The 15,710-nt window shown below is 57.9% G+C and carries 17 protein-coding genes; 11 read left to right on the top strand and 6 right to left on the bottom strand.

Annotated features, from left to right (window positions below; translation table 11 throughout):
- The first annotated feature begins 73 nt into the window (after positions 1-73).
- Positions 74-1,201: a saccharopine dehydrogenase NADP-binding domain-containing protein gene (locus ACIOVB_RS04205; protein WP_401265121.1), complete on the top strand. Its 1,128-nt coding sequence runs from the start codon at positions 74-76 to the stop codon at positions 1,199-1,201.
- A 2-nt stretch (positions 1,202-1,203) separates the two neighbouring features.
- Entirely contained in the window at positions 1,204-1,695 is a 492-nt protein-coding gene (locus tag ACIOVB_RS04200) for a DUF2269 family protein (RefSeq protein ID WP_401265119.1), read from the top strand.
- Here ACIOVB_RS04200 and ACIOVB_RS04195 read toward each other — a convergent pair.
- Together ACIOVB_RS04195 and ACIOVB_RS04190 are read right to left on the bottom strand one after the other, a co-directional pair.
- On the bottom strand, positions 1,679-2,155 hold the full coding sequence (locus tag ACIOVB_RS04195) for a thiol-disulfide oxidoreductase DCC family protein (RefSeq protein WP_401265117.1): 477 nt from the start codon (positions 2,153-2,155) through the stop codon (positions 1,679-1,681). The two genes, ACIOVB_RS04200 and ACIOVB_RS04195, sit on opposite strands and share 17 nt — an antisense overlap.
- A gap of 106 nt (positions 2,156-2,261) precedes the next feature.
- Positions 2,262-3,191 carry a LysR substrate-binding domain-containing protein gene (locus ACIOVB_RS04190; protein ID WP_401265114.1) on the bottom strand — a complete coding sequence of 310 codons (930 nt, stop codon included), beginning with the start codon at positions 3,189-3,191 and terminating at the stop codon, positions 2,262-2,264.
- Positions 3,192-3,298: 107 nt separating this feature from the next.
- Between ACIOVB_RS04190 and ACIOVB_RS04185 the strand changes: the two genes are divergently transcribed.
- Together ACIOVB_RS04185 and ACIOVB_RS04180 are read left to right on the top strand one after the other, a co-directional pair.
- A complete protein-coding gene (locus tag ACIOVB_RS04185) occupies positions 3,299-4,051 on the top strand; it encodes a 3-oxoacyl-ACP reductase family protein (RefSeq protein WP_401265112.1) in 753 nt (250 codons plus the stop codon).
- A gap of 224 nt (positions 4,052-4,275) precedes the next feature.
- Complete coding sequence (locus ACIOVB_RS04180) at positions 4,276-5,025, top strand: SDR family NAD(P)-dependent oxidoreductase (protein WP_401265109.1); 750 nt, start codon at positions 4,276-4,278, stop codon at positions 5,023-5,025.
- A 24-nt stretch (positions 5,026-5,049) separates the two neighbouring features.
- On the opposite strand, the gene ACIOVB_RS04175 is transcribed toward ACIOVB_RS04180, so the two are convergent.
- The gene (locus ACIOVB_RS04175; protein ID WP_401265108.1) at positions 5,050-5,949 is read right to left on the bottom strand and encodes a LysR family transcriptional regulator; all 900 of its coding nucleotides are present in this window, start codon (positions 5,947-5,949) and stop codon (positions 5,050-5,052) included.
- A 364-nt stretch (positions 5,950-6,313) separates the two neighbouring features.
- Here ACIOVB_RS04175 and ACIOVB_RS04170 point away from each other — a divergent pair, with 364 nt between their 5' ends.
- From ACIOVB_RS04170 to ACIOVB_RS04145, 6 genes are all read left to right on the top strand, one after another.
- Complete coding sequence (locus ACIOVB_RS04170; RefSeq protein ID WP_401265105.1) at positions 6,314-6,799, top strand: DUF6130 family protein; 486 nt, start codon at positions 6,314-6,316, stop codon at positions 6,797-6,799.
- Positions 6,800-6,854: 55 nt separating this feature from the next.
- On the top strand, positions 6,855-7,157 hold the full coding sequence (locus ACIOVB_RS04165; RefSeq protein WP_187678678.1) for a helix-turn-helix transcriptional regulator: 303 nt from the start codon (positions 6,855-6,857) through the stop codon (positions 7,155-7,157).
- Positions 7,158-7,219: 62 nt separating this feature from the next.
- The gene (locus ACIOVB_RS04160) at positions 7,220-8,182 is read left to right on the top strand and encodes a zinc-dependent alcohol dehydrogenase family protein (protein ID WP_401265102.1); all 963 of its coding nucleotides are present in this window, start codon (positions 7,220-7,222) and stop codon (positions 8,180-8,182) included.
- Positions 8,183-8,237: 55 nt separating this feature from the next.
- Entirely contained in the window at positions 8,238-8,549 is a 312-nt protein-coding gene (locus ACIOVB_RS04155; RefSeq protein WP_401265099.1) for an antibiotic biosynthesis monooxygenase family protein, read from the top strand.
- Positions 8,550-8,698: 149 nt separating this feature from the next.
- Positions 8,699-8,956 (top strand): hypothetical protein, encoded by a 258-nt coding sequence (locus ACIOVB_RS04150; protein ID WP_401265097.1) that lies wholly within the window; start codon positions 8,699-8,701, stop codon positions 8,954-8,956.
- Positions 8,957-9,259: 303 nt separating this feature from the next.
- Positions 9,260-11,179, top strand: coding sequence for a tyrosine-protein phosphatase (locus ACIOVB_RS04145; protein ID WP_401265095.1), 1,920 nt, complete (start codon positions 9,260-9,262; stop codon positions 11,177-11,179).
- An 11-nt stretch (positions 11,180-11,190) separates the two neighbouring features.
- Here ACIOVB_RS04145 and ACIOVB_RS04140 read toward each other — a convergent pair whose 3' ends face one another.
- Positions 11,191-12,774 carry an EAL domain-containing protein gene (locus tag ACIOVB_RS04140; protein ID WP_401265092.1) on the bottom strand — a complete coding sequence of 528 codons (1,584 nt, stop codon included), beginning with the start codon at positions 12,772-12,774 and terminating at the stop codon, positions 11,191-11,193.
- A gap of 121 nt (positions 12,775-12,895) precedes the next feature.
- Positions 12,896-13,867, bottom strand: coding sequence for an AraC family transcriptional regulator (locus ACIOVB_RS04135; RefSeq protein WP_401265090.1), 972 nt, complete (start codon positions 13,865-13,867; stop codon positions 12,896-12,898).
- Between the two features lie 181 nt (positions 13,868-14,048).
- On the opposite strand from ACIOVB_RS04135, the gene ACIOVB_RS04130 reads away from it, so the two are divergent.
- Positions 14,049-14,234, top strand: a complete 186-nt coding sequence (locus tag ACIOVB_RS04130) for a hypothetical protein (RefSeq protein ID WP_401265087.1) — start codon at positions 14,049-14,051, stop codon at positions 14,232-14,234.
- Between the two features lie 135 nt (positions 14,235-14,369).
- Here the strand turns inward: ACIOVB_RS04130 and ACIOVB_RS04125 are convergent, their stop codons facing one another.
- The gene (locus ACIOVB_RS04125) at positions 14,370-14,732 is read right to left on the bottom strand and encodes a DUF6124 family protein (RefSeq protein ID WP_401265084.1); all 363 of its coding nucleotides are present in this window, start codon (positions 14,730-14,732) and stop codon (positions 14,370-14,372) included.
- Positions 14,733-15,710 lie beyond the last annotated feature (978 nt).

Raw genomic sequence — 15,710 nt, 5'->3', positions numbered from 1 at the left:
CTCTATATTCTTCACGCCGGTAGGTCCGTGTCGAAATTGGCTGAGAACAGCCTGTCATTTAGGGAAGCGTTAAATGCCGTTCAGGGTGATGGTGGTCGGTGGCTACGGCAATTTCGGTAGCATCGTTTGCAGGCATTTGGCGGTCATGCCGGGTGTGGAACTTTTGCTCTCGGGGCGTGATGCGCAAAAATTGCAGCGCAAGCTCGATGAGTTGAACCGCCAGCCCGGTACGGTCGCCGAAGGCTGGTGCGGTGATGCCATGGGCGCGGAGTTCAGCTCGGTTTTGCGTTCATTGAACATCCAGTTGGTGGTTCATACCGGCGGGCCGTTTCAGGGCCAATCCTATGCGGTCGCCGAAAGCTGCATCGCTGCCGGGGTGAACTATTGCGATCTGGCGGACTGCCGAACCTTCGTCAATGCCGTGGGCGTTCTCGATGCCAGTGCCAAAGCGGCGGGCGTGGCGATCCTCAGTGGTTGCAGTTCGGTGCCGACACTTTCATCGGCGATCATCGATCAGCAACGCCATCGCTTCGCACGGATCGACTCGATCGAACACGGCATTTCTTCTTCGGCAAAGATGCCGGGGCTGTCGACGATTGAAGGTGTTCTGGCCTACGCAGGCAAACCGATCAAACAACTGAAGGACGGTAAGGTGCATGAGGTATCGGGTTGGCAGGATCTGACCCTGCGCAAGATGCCGCAACTGGGCACCCGTTTGTTGGCCAACGTCGATGTGCCGGACATGGATATTTTTGCCGGCCGCTATGGCGCGCAAACCCTGAGGTTCAAGGCTGGCGCCGGGTTGAAGCTGGGCGGTATCGCCAACGCTCTGTTGGCGCAGGCGCTGAAGACCGGACTGGTTCGCGACCATACCGTTTGGGCCGCAAGACTGCATCGGCTGGGCACCCGGTTCGAACGTTTCGGCGATGGCAAAAGTGCAATGTACATCGACGTTAAGGGGATTGGCGCTGAAGGACAACCGCTATCCATGACTGCGCAACTGACCGCACTCAATGACAAAGGCCCGGAAATCCCAAGCTGCGCGGCTGTGGCGCTGGCGGCAAAAATGGCCCAAGGCTACGTGCCGCAACCCGGGGCCCGACCTTGCGTGGGTGAAGTCAGCGTCGACGAATACCTGGCCGCGATCAATGATCCGGACAACCTGAGCTTGTCCGTGCATTTCTCTGACGGGCAGCACTGAACATGCTCTATCTGGGCCTCAAGTACCTGCACATCATCGCGGCGATTTTCCTGTTCGGCTTCGGCATGGGTTCCTACCTCTATCTGGTCGCCGCGAGCCGCACGGCCAATCCGCAGGTGATCGCCCACGTCGCGCGCATGGTCGTGCGTTTCGATACCTGGATCACCACACCGGCAGGCTTTGTACAGATCATCACGGGCTATCTGCTGATGAGGCTCTCGGGCCTGCCCATGACTACTGAGTGGGTGCTGACCTCGCTGGTCATTTTCCTTTGTGTCGGGTCGCTTTGGCTGCCGGTGTTGGTCTTGCAGAAACGCCTGTGTGTGATGGCAACGAGTGCGGGGGAGGCCGGGACGGGGCTCAATGAGGATTATCGAGCCGTGTACAGAACGTGGTTCTGGATGGGCGTCGCCGGTTTTACCGGGATGTTTGCGATAGTACTGATGATGGTGACGAAGATGACGCCGGTTCAATTGGTCAGTTTTCTGATTTAGCCACGAACGGCATCGTTATTTTCAAAAAGCGTTGTTCGTGGTCAGGATTCGGCAGCAGGCACGTATCGTACTTGCCGAAGAGCCGATAACGATTCAGCGCGATGCGGTCATAGGCCCAATCGCGCAACCTGCGCGGAACGATACGCAGCAATCGCAAGGGTTGCCAACGGGCGGATAACTGGCCGATGACTTCGAAAAAGGCATCGGAACGTTCCCAATATTGCCTATCGCGAATCACTGCCATGGTGTCGAACTGATCCACCGGCAAACCCGCCCACGCCAGCAGTGCCTGGCCTTCGGGTGACTGAACTGCCGCCAAGCGCACACGCCGCTGATGATCATGCCGAATCAGAAACCGTGCCCAGCCATTGCACAGCTTGCACACGCCGTCGAACAGCACCACTGTTTCGCCTGGCTTGAGCAGTGGCGCGGGGGTAGGGCGGGTTTGTGAACTTGGCATCAGCGTGAGTCCATGGAGGCCGGGTGTTCGGGATCATAACCGCGTGACAGGTTTGACGTCTGCTTTTGGACGATTGTTGATCGATGGAAGAAGGTGCGCAGAAACGTCAGCCGTTACTGCCTGAAAACTGCCGGGCAAGTTGTCGCTGTTCAAAAACCTCGCTGACGAAGTCGATAAACGCCCGGGTCTTGGCTGGCATAAGGGTACGGGTGGCAAAGTACATGGAAATGGTTCCCGCATCGGCGTACCAGTCAGGGACTAATCGCACCAGGTCTCCGCGTTCTATCCAACTGAGCACATCCGGGATTGCGAGAAAGCCGACCCCCAACCCCAGCAACGCCGCCTCGCGCGCGGCCGCAGGATCGTTGACGATGAGGGAGTCCCTGACGCGAGCCGCCATTTCCAGACCTTCCTTATTACGCATGCTCCAGTGCCTGACTCTGCCTGTCCGGCCAGACCGCATGACAATCCCTTCGAAAGACTCAAGTGCTTGAGGGTCGGAAGGGGGCGTTTTTCCGCGCATAAACTCGGGTGACGCGACAGCGATGACATGCGCCGGGGACAGCGGGCGTGAGATCACGCCTTGAGCCAATTCGAACCCACCGCCGATAGCCACGTCGAATCCCTCGGCGATCAGATCGACTTGCCTGTTCTCGAAATGCCATTCAGGACGAATCCTTGGGTACCTGGCCAAAAACTCCGGCAGCAGCGGCAGCACCTGACTGATGCCGAAGGTGGGCGCCATGCTCACTTTCAGCAATCCAGCCGGCTCACCCTGATCCGTTGCGACAGCGCTGATGGCGTTTTGCAAAGCATCGAGGTTGCTGCCGATAGACGCGAGAAAGTGCTCTCCGGCTTCAGTCAGCGTCAGCTTGCGAGTGGAACGATGGAACAAGCGCACGCCCATGTTGCGCTCAAGCATGGCCACATTCCGACTGACCGCTGCCGGGGTCAGCGCGAGCTGCCGTGCGGTGGCCGAGAAGCTGCCGGTCTCGGCGCTACGGACGAAGCACTCCAGATTGGCCAGTGTTTCCATGGATCACCTGATAGCAATGCTTGAAAATGATGTGAGTCATTGCACTCTAATCAATTGATCATCACGGGGCCATGATGATTTCACCTTAACTCAAGAGTGAAATGTTCATGTCCATTCAAACTCTCCCTCTCGCTGGAAAAGTTGCCTTGGTTACCGGCGGTTCCCGTTCGATTGGTGCCGCTGTGGCCAAGCGTCTGGCCGCTGACGGTGCGTGCGTTGCGCTGACCTACAGTGCGTCGTCGGCCAAGGCACAGGAAGTCGTGGAGGCAATTACCAATGACGGTGGGCGTGCCATGGCGATCCTGGCAGATGCTGGTGAACCCGCCGCCGTGCGGGCTGCGGTGGCACAAACCGTTGAGGCGTTTGGCCGTATCGACATTCTGGTCAACAACGCTGGCCTCGCCTTGGGCGGCCCGATCGAGGGCATCGAGTTCGACACCTACGAGCGCATGATCGCCGTTAACGTCACCGGCGTATTCGTCGCCACCCAGGAAGCGGTTCGTTTCATGAAGGAAGGCGGCCGGATTATCCATATCGGCTCGTCCATGACCCGTTATGCGGCGTTCCCGACAGCCTCCCTCTACACCCTGACCAAAGGCGCGATCACTGGATTCAATCGCAGCCTCGTACGTGACCTCGGGCCGAAAGGCATCACGGTCAACACCGTTCATCCCGGCCCGACCGATACCGATATGAACCCCGATGGCGGCCCGGTGAGCGACATCGTCAAGCCTGGCATTGCGCTTGGTCGTTATGGTCAGTCTGCGGAAATTGCCAGTGTGGTGGCGTTCCTTGCCGGCCCTGAAGCGTCTTTTGTCACGGGCGCCGACATCGTCGCCGACGGTGGTTTCACCGCTTGATCCTGTTGGATCGCATCAAGGCGCACCTTCGGGTGCGTTTTTTGTTTTTCCGAATGAAGATTCGAGCCGTTATCTAATGGATACACCGATTTAATTATCCAGGTGGATGGATAGACAAATCGGATTTACCCGGTTTTTCTGTGCAATCGGCAGGCATAGAGTGGATTCACTGGTTCGAAATACCGAACTGAAACCCCACTACGCAGTCACTCGGAGCATTACAGATGAGCAATAAACTGGCAGGTAAAGTTGCACTGGTTACCGGCGGCACCACAGGTATCGGCCTGGCCTCCGCGCAGGAGTTTGCAGCACAGGGTGCAACGGTTTTCATCACCGGTCGCCGTCAGGCCGAGCTGGATGCAGCGGTCGCCCTGATTGGCGACAAGGCATTCGGTATCAAGGGCGATGTGGCCAATCTGGCTGATCTGGATAACGTTTTCTCGGTCATTGCGGCGCAGGCCGGCCACCTCGATATCGTCTTTGCCAATGCCGGTGGTGGCGACATGTTGCCCCTGGGGTCGATCACCGAAGAGCATTTCGACCGCATCTTCAGCGTTAACGTCAAAGGCCTGCTCTTTACCGTACAGAAGGCGTTGCCGCTGCTCAAAGACGGTGGCTCGGTGATCCTGACGGCGTCGACCACTGCCAGCCAAGGCACCGAAAACTTCAGCGTCTACAGCGCGAGTAAAGCCGCTGTGCGCAACTTCGCCCGCTCTTGGCTGCTGGATCTGAAACCGCGCAACATTCGTGTGAATGCCATCAGCCCTGGCCCGGTCGCCACGCCCGGTCTGGCAGGCCTGGTACCGGCAGAACAGGTTGACGGTCTGCACGCGCATCTGGCCAGCCTTGTGCCGATGGGGCGTCTGGGTGATCCGAAAGAAGTCGCCAAGGCCGTGTTGTTCCTGGCTTCCGATGACAGCAGCTTTATCAACGGTATCGAATTGTTCGTCGACGGTGGTGCTGCACAAATCTGATTGCGCATAGCCTGCGTGGAGCGATCACTGCAACGTGGAAAAGTGCTCCACCAGCCAGTCGATGAACACACGGACCCGGTGGCTGAGGTTGCGGTTCGGCGGATAGGCGACATGAAAGGGGTAGGGGGCTGGACGCCAGTCTTGCAGGATGGCCACCAATGCGCCGGTCTCGATATAAGACTGCACGGAATAACTGAACGTATGGATTACACCCAGCCCCGCCAGTCCAGCAGCAATGTGCGCGTTGCTTTCATTGACACTCAACGCACTGTTGCCGATTACCTCAATGTTCTCTTCGCCGCGCTGAAACACTGCCGGGACCGCTCGACGGGTGCGCGCCGATTGATAACTGACAAGGCGATGCTCCTTCTCCAGCTCCGACGGGTGAGCAGGCTTACCCAATCGCTGCAAGTAGGTCGGTGAGGCACAGGTGGTCCAAGAAGCCTCGCCCAGGAACCTTGCCGCCAATGACTGCTCCCGGAGGGCGCCACCGCGAATCACACAGTCGACGTTCTCACTGATCAAGTCGACATGCCGGTCGCTCACGCCAAGGTCGATCTTGATATCGGGAAATCGCGCAAAAAACGCCGGCAAGGCCGGAATGATCAACGAAGTGGCCACGGAACCACCTACATCGACATGAAGGGTGCCGCTAGGATTGAGTCGCGTGCTTTGAAGGCAGGAATCGATCTCTTCAAGATCGCGAATGATTCGAGCGGTCTGTTCGTAATATTTGGCCCCCTCGACGGTGACGGTCACACTGCGCGTGGTGCGTTGGAGCAGGCGCACCCGCAAAAAACTTTCGAGGTCTTGAATCAACTTGCTTACGGTCGCTTTAGGCATCTCCAAAGAGTCCGCAGCCTTTACAAATGATCCCGCTTCGACGACCCGGGCAAACACACGAATGGCTAACAGTTGGTTCATGTTTGGTGATGCCCAGTGGTTGAGTTCAGTCGCTTGAATATTCGACCGATCAAGAGTGAGTGCTTTTTAAAAGAGGCGCTAGAACTTTGCGCGCAAGCGCTTGAACGACCGCCGTCCCCGCAGAGCCCCCCACGAGAAGGCCAGTCCAGCGCCGCCGGATGCAGCGAATACGGCGATGTCGCGCAGCAGATACAAGCTGAAGCGCCATGGCTGCTCGGCTCGGCATCTCTGCATGAAGGATAGCTTAGCGCTGACCCAGACTGGCATCGCCGCATGCGCGCCTCGGCATCGCTCTCGGCCACGAGGGGCAACAGCAACCATTGGTTTGAACTAGGCTTGAATGAAATAACGCGGGAGAAAACCCATGCCCCTCGCCTCCGGAAACCTATTGGCCCTGACGTTGAGCGCCTTCTTTTGCACCGCCGTGTGCGGAGTAGGGATAGCAAACGCCGATTCTCCACCGGCAATACTGCCATTGGACTCTGAAACTGCGCCGAAACTCATTGCCTACGCGCCGCTTGCCGAGCCACTCGCCCGTGGAGTTGTCATTATTCAATATCAAGCGGATCACGCCAGGGTCATGCCGGTATTTGGCAAAGCGGCTGCCGATGTATCACCGCGTCTCGGGCACCTCCATGTGACCGTCGACGACTGGAAGGGCACATGGGCACATACCAGCGAAGGCCCGATTATTCTGGTGGGACTGACGCCCGGCGCTCACAAGGTTCTTCTGGAAGTAGCCGATCCGACTCACAAAATACTCACCAGCACGACAGTGAGTTTTGTGGTTCCGGAGAAGAAATCAATGGCCGTCTCCGACACTGCAGACGATCACGCCTTGAAACCATAACGGGTGAGGATGTTTTTCGTATTGACATATCGAAAAATGTCGATATTCTCGCGGCATGGACTTACTCGAAATATTCAAAGCACTCTCAAACCGTACACGTCTTGAAATCCTGACCGGTTTGAAGGACCCCGAGAAGAACTTCCCTCCACAGGATGAAGGGGACGTTCACACGGTGGGCGTTTGCGTCAGCAGTATTCAAGAAGGCGTCGGGCTTTCGCAGTCGACGGTGTCGTCTTATCTTGCAACGCTGCAACGAGTAGGCCTGGTCGAAGTCACGCGCATCGGTCAGTGGACTTACTACAAACGCAATGAAGCCACCCTCCGTGTGCTTGCCGAGATCATAGGGAAAGATCTGTAGTTTTTTTGCCCCACTATATCGAGAAATCTCGATATCCCTTTTTGTCGAAATGAGGATTTACAGTGAAAGCGCTGATACTGAAATCATTTGGCGGTCCGGAATCGTTCGAACTTTGCGACGTGTCCAAACCAGTGCCGCAGGCAGGACAGGTCTTGGTTCGGGTACACGCAACCTCCATCAATCCGTTGGATTTCCAGGTTCGACGTGGCGATTATCCCGATCTGGTGCCGCTGCCGGCCATCACCGGGCACGACGTGTCTGGGGTTGTCGAAGCTGTCGGGCCGGGGGTGACAGCTTTCGCTCCGGGAGACGAAGTCTGGTACACCCCGCAAATATTTGAAGGCTCAGGCAGTTATGCCGAATACCACGTGGCGGCCGAAAGCATCATTGGCAAGAAGCCGCCTTCGCTCAGCCATCTTGAAGCGGCAAGTTTGACGCTGGTTGGCGGGACGGCGTGGGAAGCACTGGTCGTGCGAGCGGCGCTCAGAGTGGGGGAAAGCATCCTGGTGCACGGCGGTGCGGGCGGCGTCGGTCATGTCGCGATACAGCTGGCAAAAGCCATGGGCGCCAAGGTGTTCACTACCGTACGCGAGGCAAACTTCGAGTTCGCACGGGGTTTGGGTGCCGACGTGATGATCGACTACGAAAAGGAAGATTACGTCGAGGTCATCCTGCGGGAAACGGCTGGCCACGGCGTCGATGTGGTGTTCGACACCATTGGTGGCAACACATTGTCGCGCAGCCCCGATGTACTCGCGCAACTTGGCCGGGTGGTCTCGATTGTGGACATTGCCCAGCCACAAAACCTCGTTCAGGCCTGGGGCAAGAACGCCAGTTATCACTTCGTGTTCACCCGACAAAATCGCGGCAAGCTGGATGAGTTGAGCGCATTGGTGGAGCGCGGTCAGCTACGGCCGCATGTGGGTGCTGTGTATTCGCTTGCCGACATTCCACTTGCTCATGCGCGGCTGGAGAGTCGCAACAACGGTCTTCAGGGGAAAATCGCAATTGCCGTCGCGCCGTAGACTCACCTGATCAGTGCGCATTGTTGACTATTGAAACTCGATTTGGAGAAACGCCATGATTTATGAAATCGCTTTGCTCCCGGTTCACCAGCAACACATTGAAAAATTCAGACATGCATTTGCCGAGGTGACTCCTTTGCTTAGCCGCGCAAAGGGGTATATCGGTCACACGCTCGCTCAGGGGATCGAAACCCCCCATCAATTCAACCTGATCGTGCAGTGGCAAACACTGGAAGATCACACCCCGGGCTTTGAAGCGAGCGAAGACCATCGGATATTCATGCTGGGCCTGGAGGAATATTTTTCGCAGGAGCCCACGGTCTATCACATAGAGGGGCCGGCTTTTTCTACCGGCGAACAAGGATGAGTCGAACAGCGCCCTGGCCTGAATGTGTTTGATCGGCGGTATCATTGACTGTGTCAATAACAGCCATTAACTCAATCAGGTTTTCATATCAGATTTGCGGCGTAAGATCGGCTCCATACCCACTCACTGCACTTCTGGAGCACACCGCCATGAAACGTCAAACCATCCTCGGCATCGCTTTCTCGATCTTTGCACTGAACGCTTTTGCCGCGACTGAAACCGACCCATTGTTCAGCGACGCCGTTGCCGCAACTGAAACCGATCCGCTGTTCAGCGATGCTGTTGCTGCTACTGAAACCGATCCGCTGTTCAGTGACGCCGTTGCCGCCGATGGTTCGGATCGCCTCACAGGCAATCGGGTAGCCGAAGGTGGTTCTGACCGTCTGCTCGAACGCCGTGCAGTCTGAATGCAAGGTTTGACCGCAATACTCGATGAAAGCCCGGCCTCAACCGCCGGGCTTTTTTTTGCCACTTGGTTGCGGCGCTGCTGACGGCCACTGCGCTTTATCAGGGTATCGTCTCGTAGCGGATCAAGTTCATCGGCAAACATCAGCGCCGGCGGGAAATCGCTGAAGTCGCCGTTAATGGACAGATTACGCACCCCACGGCCCAATCGCGCAGCCATTTTCACTCGAACTCAATCTGTCATATTCCGTATCACTTCATTGCACATAGTCACCAGCCCAACGCTTATTCCATGAGGCTGCACTGTGTTCCAACGTCTTCTGTGTTCGCTGTCCGTTCTGAGCCTGTCCATCGCCGCTGCCCACGCTGCCGAGTCCGTCGCGCTCGATACGCCGCGTCTGAGCAGCATCGACAACTTCCGTGACATCGCCGGCCTCACCACCGCATATTCCACCGCCCACGATGGGACGATGCGTAGTGGCGTGTTCTACCGCTCCAACGCGCTGACCCCGTCGGCGGCGGATCTGACGACGCTCAACAGTCTCGGTATCAACGCCATTTACGACCTGCGCACGCCAAGCGAAATCGCCGCGACGCCGGACACCCTGCTCACTGGCGCAACCTACGAAAACATCGACATCATCGGCAGCACCACTTCCGGCGCAAACATCACCACGATCTCGTTCAAAAGCGCCGCCGACGCCATCGCCATGATGGAACAGACCAACCGCGCGTTCGTCAGCGATGCGGGCATGCGCGGCCAGTTCGGCAAACTGTTCAACGAACTCGCCAGCGTCGACGCCGCCCAGTTGTTCCACTGCACCGCTGGCAAGGATCGCACCGGCTGGACCGCCGCCGTGTTGCAGAGCATCGCCGGCGTCGACGACGCAACCATCATGGCCAACTACCTGGCGACCAACGACTACACCGCCGCCCGCGTCGCCGCCACGTTGAAAGCAATGCCGGCAAGTATGGCGAGCATCTACGCGCCACTGCTCGGCGTGCAGGCCAGCTACTTGCAGGCCGGCCTCGATGAAGTCACCGCCGAATACGGCAGCATGGACAACTACCTCAAACAAGGCCTGGGCCTGTCGCAGGAAACCATCTACGTCCTGCGCGGCAAACTGGTCGAGTACAACAGCCTGCCCGGTCAGGCTGGCCTGATCGGCAACGCGGCTGCCGGCGCCGAGCTTTTGCGCCAGTTGCAGAACACCAACTTGTCCGGCACCTACAGCGCTTACAACTATTACCTGCAATCGGCCATCGACGCCGGCACCCTCGGCGGCGTCGAATCCACGGTAGGCGGCCAAGTTCACGCTGACGCCGCCAGCTACCTGCTGCGCCAGAACGCACTGATTGAACAAGCCGCCGCACCCTTCGCCAGCGGCACCGACCTCAAAGTCGGCCAATACCGTTTGTGGACCACCGCGCTTGCCGGCTACCTCGGCACCGACGGCTCAGCCCATGTCGACAGCAGCAACGAACACAGCCAGGGCCTGATGGTCGGCATCACCCAACGCTTCACCGAACAACTCAGCGCACGCGGCGGCTTCGGCTACAGCAAAGGCACTGTCGGTGGTGCGGGTGGCGAGGCCGATACCGACTTCACCTTCTTCAACATTGGCGCCCGCTACGGTTTCACCAGTCTGGAGCGCGGCCTGTTCGTCGATGCCAACGCCAGCGCCGGTTACGTCGATTACGACAGCAAACGCGACCTCGGTAGCGGCCTCGGCACAGCGAAGGGCGACACCCACGGCAACCTCACCGGCGCGACATTGGCGCTGGGTTACCGCGTAACTGTAAGTGGCGTGATTCTGGAGCCGAGTCTCGGTGTGCGTGTCAGCCACCTCGATCTGAAAGGCTTCAAAGAGAAGGGCAGCGAACTGTCGTTGGACGTCGACGACAGCAAACAAACCCGCCGCAGCTCCGTGGCCAATCTCGACATGTCCTTCACCCCGATTGCCATGGGTAACTGGCAACTGGTGCCCGGTGCGCGCGTGGGTTACGAGCATGTACTCGGCAATCATCAGGTCGACAGTGAAGGTCACTTACTGGGGCTGGATGTCGAACAACGCGCCGCTTTCGACAACCGCGATCAGTTCAGCGGCGGCGTCAACCTGATGGCCAGCCTTGGCCCGGTGAGCGTGGGCGCTGAAGTGGGTGCCAGCGGAGGCGGGGATAGCCACGGTTTCGCCGGTAGCCTGAAGGCCAGTTACCAGTTCTAAAAGCGCTGCATTCACAGGCATTCAAGTGCTTGCCCAACTGGCGCCTGAGTATTCGAATGCTTGTGCAGGAACCCATAAAATTGCGCGACGGGCATCGGTCTGGCAAACAGCCAACCCTGCCCGAAGTGCACGCCATGACCACGCAAATACTCGCGCTGCGCCTCGGTCTCTATGCCCTCGGCCACCAGTTTCAAGCGCAGACTCTTGGCCATTTCGATGATGTGAACCGTCACCGAAGACGCCGCCGGATCGACGTCGATGCTGTCGACGAACGACTTGTCGATCTTCAATACATCCAATGGCAACTGCTGCAGATGCTGCAGGCTGGAAAACCCGGTGCCGAAATCGTCGATGGCCGCCACAAAGCCCAACTCTCGCGCCCGATTAATGGTCTGCCGCGCCGCATCAATCTGCAGAAAGCCGCGCTCGGTTGCCTCAAGCCATATCTGACTCGGCCACACATCAGCCTTGCTTATCGCCGCTTGCAGCCGGGGCAGAAAACGCCCGCTGCTGACATCCGCCGCCGCCAGGTTGATCGCCACATGCAGATCACGTTGCTGCACCAGTAGCGGCCCCAGGTCCTCCAGCACATGGTCGATGACCTGATCCGTGATCGGCAGAATCAAACCACTCTGCTCCGCCAATGGAATAAACGCATCTGGCGGCACCAGGCTGCCGTCCGGACGCAGCCAGCGCACCAGCGCTTCGGCCCCGACGCAGGCGCCATCGTGCAAATCAATGATCGGCTGATAGTGCACGATGAACTCGTGATTGCGCACCGCCACCTCAAGTTCGGCCAGTGGCGACAAGCGCTGCCGGGTACGCCTGACGAGCATCAACACCAGCATGCCGGCGAGCAGCCCACCCATCGGCAATAACAGCATCTCCCTGCGGATCAACCCCTGCAGTAACTCATGGCGCGACACGGCGGCAATCGCCACCCAGTCGCCGCTGTGCACCAGCGTATAGAGATAGCCATCCTCCAGCGCCGTGGCCGAGCCCAAATGTACCCGGCTAATGAACCGCTCCGCCCCCGGCCGTGATACACCGACCAGTTGCCCGGCGGCGGTGCCGACCATCAGATGCACATCATCCTCCACCATCACCTGCAAAAACTGCTCAGGGTCGACCAGCACGTTAAACGCAGCATATTGCAGCGCCATCATCGGCTTGGCGGGAACAATTCGCGCCTGAACGCCAAGCGACACACGCACCCCATCAGCGGTGGTGAAATCTTCCTTCCACGGCGTCACCCGATGGCCCACCGTCCCCCACGAACCGCAGACATAAACCTCTTCCTCGACGTAGCCGATCGACTTCACCGAGAAGGTGTTGATGGTCAGCAGACGCATTTCATCGATACTGTCCGGGGTGCAAGGGGCGAGCTCGGACGCAGCGATGCTCTTCAGCACGCCGGCCGCTTCATGGAACGTATTGTTGGCGCGATTCGAGGCCACGACGGCCAGCGATTCCAGACGTTGCTGCGTCGCGGCCAGGTTCAACACCCAGGCGACATAGCCCATCAAAAGTACGGGAAGCAAGACACACGGAAGGCCCAGGAGAATGCTCCCCCAGACAATGCGTTTTTTATTCATTTGACGCCACCTTGGCCCACGGCCCGTGACGTGCGGCTGCACGGCTGTTTCTTCAGCAAAACCAGCTTACCCCCGCCGCCCGCCAGCAAACTTGTCGCAGATCAATATTTCCGAGCAACGCTCAACGCCGACCGATCAACTGCGCAGGACTGACCCCATAGGCCTTCTGAAAATACTGACAAAACCGCCCGACGTTACTAAACCCAAACCGCAACGCCACCTCAGTCACTGACCCCGAATGCCGCTGCACCAACGTCTCATAGGCCCGCTCCAACCGCACCTGCCGCTGATACGCCACAATCGACGTCCCGACAAACCGCCGAAACCCCTCCTGCAATGCGCGCTGACTGACATTGCTCAACCGCGCCAGATCCACACCACTCACCAACTGCTCCGGATGCGCCTGAATAAACTCCACCGCCAACTTCACATGCCGCGGCGCAATCAACGGAGCAGGGCGGCGCAAGGCCTCAGTGAAATTGTGCGGCCAGGCTTCCAGCACCGCATCAATCAACATCTCCCGCAACCGCGACGGCATCAACGTGCCGGTGTTGATCAACACATCAAACTCCGTCCCCGTCGCCAAATCGATCAACGCCTTGATCCCCTGAAATGCCGCCGTGTTCAGATCCACCACCGGCTCAAACACAATCTTCTGCAGAACCGGCTTACCCAACAGCATCGACAACCGCTCGGTGAGCTGACCCCGACTAATCGACATCCCATGCTGCGCGTGATTATCGAGGAAGTGCATCGAGCGAATGTCAGCCTTGTCGATGGCTAAACCGATGTGCGCGATGCCGACGGATTCGGTGGCGTGGTTGAAGATGATCCTGCCGGCAGTGGGGATGACGAAAGTAATTTCGTCCTGCGGGTCTGGGAAGGTCACGGTGAAATCGCCGTGGTAATGCATGCGACGAAAACTGACGCCTTCGTGACGGCCATAGACACCGCCGATAATGATGTTGGAGGGTAGAGGCGGGCTGTCGGAATAGCGGTTGCCGAAGAGTTTGGAGAAGAGCTCGCCGAAGTCTTCGGAGTGGAGGTTTTCGGAGCGGAGGATGATTTTTTGGCGGGGTGGGGTTGGGAACACTTTAGGCGGTTCCTTGGGTTGGAAGGCATTCGGAGAAGAGGGACGCGTTTGGGCGGGGTGAGGCTAGCAATTGCGTGTGACAGGTCTGTGACGGGAGAGGGGGTTACTGTTGTAAGGTCTGCTTTCGGCCAGAAGCGGACGTTCTGACATTGCTGGGAAAACCGACAAGGAGAAAGGAGCAATGGACTTCGTTATCGATTTGATAGCTCATCGCATTGGTGTTTTTGTGCTGGGTTTGCTGAGTGGCGGCCGCTTCAAGGGTGATAGTGGTTTTTCCTGGGGCTGGGCAGTTGTCGTCGGTGGACTGATTCTGCTATCTCCATTCGTAGTATTTATAGCTGTGCTCATCTATTCCAGTGGCCCCTGAATCGATGTCTGTAATGGGTCAGAAGCTGCATTTCTCGAACGGCAGCTCTTGGCCGAAAGCGGACGCATCATGCAGCTTTGTCAGTAGTAGATCCTTCTGGGGCAACAACCTGTCGCTGCCCCAGAGGATCACGACTTACTCCACCGGCACAACGTTATCCAACGCCCGATTCACTGCCAATTCCCCCAGCATCACTACCTGCGCAATTCCTTGCAGTGTCTTGCGAGCCGACCCGTCCACCAGTCCAATCACATTCCCAAGCATGACCGAAGCCGAGCCCAGCGATTCACTGGCGTTAACCAGCAATTCCTCAGTCGGGGTTTTTGGGTTTGCGGAGAACATAGTGCTGGTTTTGTAGGGCGTGGCGTTGATGGCGGCTGCGGGTTTCAGGTAGTGGTCGAGGGCGCGTTCGGCGGCTTCGTGGAATTTCTTCGAGTCGGCTGATTCGTACGGGGACGCTGGATCGGTTTGTGGTGGGTTGGGCGTAATTTTGAACATGGATGACACTCCTGGGAAAACGATTAAGGAGCCTTCACCATTCGCTACCAAACGAGGGGTGGCGGCCATGCACAGGTTGGTAGACCGGCCCAGGAGCCCGGCGCGCCCGAAGACGCCCTACGCATGGCCACCATCAAGCCGAGATGAAAAATCCATCTCTACAGGAGGTGCGCGATGCGCCTGGGTATGCCGGGCTACCAAAACCGATCACTGCTTTTCAGTGACCAGCCCACGATAGAGCCCGCACTCGAGGCGCACAAGCCGGCGGATTTTGGCGTAGTCGTAGGTAATGGCGCAAGGCGTTGTAGCCTGGGATGACGTAACGACGGATGTCTTTAAACAGGGGTGGGATTCAGGTTAAACACAGTGAGGTTTTGCGAAGTGTTTTGGGGGCGTTGGAGTGACTGCTGGTTTGGCGGAGGATTACAGGGGGCGCTTCGCAGCCCAGCGTGAGCAAGTTCTCTCGCCACGGGGGGGCACGGCTTCAAGTCCGGGCCGTGTGGCGCTGGACGGCCAGCGATGGCTAGGCACTGACTAAAGAACAATCGGTGCGTCACCATGGAGGGTGAGATTCGGGCGGGGAGTCGAGTTACGTTGAGCTGGTAGCGTAGCGCTGAGCGTCTGCTCGTATGCACCGATGCTGCAATGGATTCTCTCACAACGCTGTCAGCACCATAGCTTCCCTTCTATATATAGACGCAGTGACGACCATCTCGGCGTGGCAGGTCGACTGTGGCAGCATGAGCACTTGGCTACCAAAAAGAATTTTCAGAGAGGGGTTGACCGCGAATTTTAGTCCTGTATTATTCGCCTCCCGCTAGCGAGCAGTTGCTGCTCACCTAGCTAAGTGATTGATTCTTAATGAAAATAATCGCTTGACAGTAAATGAGGCTGCTGTAGAATGCGCGCCTCGGTTGAGACGAAAGATCTTAACCAACCGCTCTTTAACAACTGAATCAAGCAATTCGTGTGGGTGCT

Source organism: Pseudomonas sp. NPDC087639 (genome assembly GCF_044743385.1).
Taxonomy (GTDB): Bacteria; Pseudomonadota; Gammaproteobacteria; order Pseudomonadales; family Pseudomonadaceae; genus Aquipseudomonas.
Note: the sequence above shows the minus strand (reverse complement) of the source record. Positions and strands in the feature narration are given on the sequence as shown.

Excerpts from the sequence above, each read along its gene's own strand:
- ACIOVB_RS04125 (WP_401265084.1), bottom strand. The coding sequence starts at position 14,732 with ATGTTCAAAATTACGCCCAACCCACCACAAACCGATCCAGCGTCCCCG.
- ACIOVB_RS04200 (WP_401265119.1), top strand. The coding sequence starts at position 1,204 with ATGCTCTATCTGGGCCTCAAGTACCTGCACATCATCGCGGCGATTTTC.
- ACIOVB_RS04165 (WP_187678678.1), top strand. The coding sequence starts at position 6,855 with ATGGACTTACTCGAAATATTCAAAGCACTCTCAAACCGTACACGTCTT.
- ACIOVB_RS04190 (WP_401265114.1), bottom strand. The coding sequence starts at position 3,191 with ATGGAAACACTGGCCAATCTGGAGTGCTTCGTCCGTAGCGCCGAGACC.
- ACIOVB_RS04170 (WP_401265105.1), top strand. The coding sequence starts at position 6,314 with ATGCCCCTCGCCTCCGGAAACCTATTGGCCCTGACGTTGAGCGCCTTC.
- ACIOVB_RS04195 (WP_401265117.1), bottom strand. The coding sequence starts at position 2,155 with ATGCCAAGTTCACAAACCCGCCCTACCCCCGCGCCACTGCTCAAGCCA.
- ACIOVB_RS04150 (WP_401265097.1), top strand. The coding sequence starts at position 8,699 with ATGAAACGTCAAACCATCCTCGGCATCGCTTTCTCGATCTTTGCACTG.
- ACIOVB_RS04205 (WP_401265121.1), top strand. The coding sequence starts at position 74 with ATGCCGTTCAGGGTGATGGTGGTCGGTGGCTACGGCAATTTCGGTAGC.
- ACIOVB_RS04140 (WP_401265092.1), bottom strand. The coding sequence starts at position 12,774 with ATGAATAAAAAACGCATTGTCTGGGGGAGCATTCTCCTGGGCCTTCCG.
- ACIOVB_RS04180 (WP_401265109.1), top strand. The coding sequence starts at position 4,276 with ATGAGCAATAAACTGGCAGGTAAAGTTGCACTGGTTACCGGCGGCACC.
- ACIOVB_RS04130 (WP_401265087.1), top strand. The coding sequence starts at position 14,049 with ATGGACTTCGTTATCGATTTGATAGCTCATCGCATTGGTGTTTTTGTG.
- ACIOVB_RS04175 (WP_401265108.1), bottom strand. The coding sequence starts at position 5,949 with ATGAACCAACTGTTAGCCATTCGTGTGTTTGCCCGGGTCGTCGAAGCG.
- ACIOVB_RS04185 (WP_401265112.1), top strand. The coding sequence starts at position 3,299 with ATGTCCATTCAAACTCTCCCTCTCGCTGGAAAAGTTGCCTTGGTTACC.
- ACIOVB_RS04155 (WP_401265099.1), top strand. The coding sequence starts at position 8,238 with ATGATTTATGAAATCGCTTTGCTCCCGGTTCACCAGCAACACATTGAA.